The sequence below is a fragment of the Thiobacillus denitrificans genome, from assembly GCF_001530125.1.
Taxonomy (GTDB): Bacteria; Pseudomonadota; Gammaproteobacteria; order Burkholderiales; family Thiobacillaceae; genus Thiobacillus; species Thiobacillus denitrificans_C.
This window is the reverse complement of sequence record NZ_LDUG01000066.1, coordinates 1-775: the sequence shown is the minus strand read 5'-3', so window position 1 is coordinate 775 and position 775 is coordinate 1. Positions and strand designations below refer to the sequence as shown.

At 63.4% G+C, this 775-nt stretch carries 2 protein-coding genes; both read right to left on the bottom strand.

Going from position 1 to position 775, the window contains the following annotated elements; translation table 11 throughout:
• On the bottom strand, positions 1-233 hold a 233-nt coding region (locus ABW22_RS16355), incomplete at its 3' end, for a sugar phosphate nucleotidyltransferase (RefSeq protein ID WP_330218767.1).
• A 311-nt stretch (positions 234-544) separates the two neighbouring features.
• Positions 545-775 (bottom strand): AIR synthase-related protein (locus ABW22_RS16350; protein ID WP_237763393.1); only part of this gene is annotated, 231 nt, incomplete at its 5' end.

Genomic DNA, 775 nt, shown 5'->3' with positions numbered 1-775 from the left:
CCGATGCGGCGGATCCCGGAATTGACGCAGTTGGACAAGGCAAAATCGATAATCCGGTACTTGCCGCCGATCGGTACTGCGGGCTTGGCGCGCCAGGCCGTCAAGTCCTTGAGTCGCGAACCCTGTCCGCCGGCCAGAACCAGCGCCACCGTTTTTCGCGTCAATTCGGTCACCATCTTGGGTTCGGTGTAGTGACGATAAAGCTTGGTCTGCTGGTCTTTCGAAATCGTCATATTCCGCTCCTGGCTGAATTCCGATGGCGTGCGGCAGATTGAAATGACAACCCGGCCCCCGGTGCGTCACAGGCGCACTGAACGAGCGGGAGGGATTCGCCCCAACCCACCTCGAGGCAGGCGTAGGCGGTCTCGGTCATTGCATGCTGCTGCATGTCGAATCTCCTGTAATTGAAAGGGGAAAGGGGAGGTGCAGCGACCATGTCACGAGCGCATCAATGCACCCGTTCAACATAGCTGCTGGCGCGACTGGGTTATTGCGCCATGTCAACTCGTAGACGATTGGCGGGGCGTTGGCGCGGAGTGCGGGCTCAGCAGATGCGCGGCAGCGGCTCGCCGCTCAGCCAGTCCACCACCCGGCGCCCGCCGAAGGCCGTGGCCATCTGCACGAAGCGATGCGGGTCGGCGTTGACCTGGCCGATGCGCGCTGCCGAATGCCCCAGCGGATGCGCGCGCATTGCCGCCAGTACCACCTCGGCTGACTCGGGGGCCACGACCGCCACCAGCTTGCCCTCGTTGGCGATGTACAGCGGGTCCAGCCC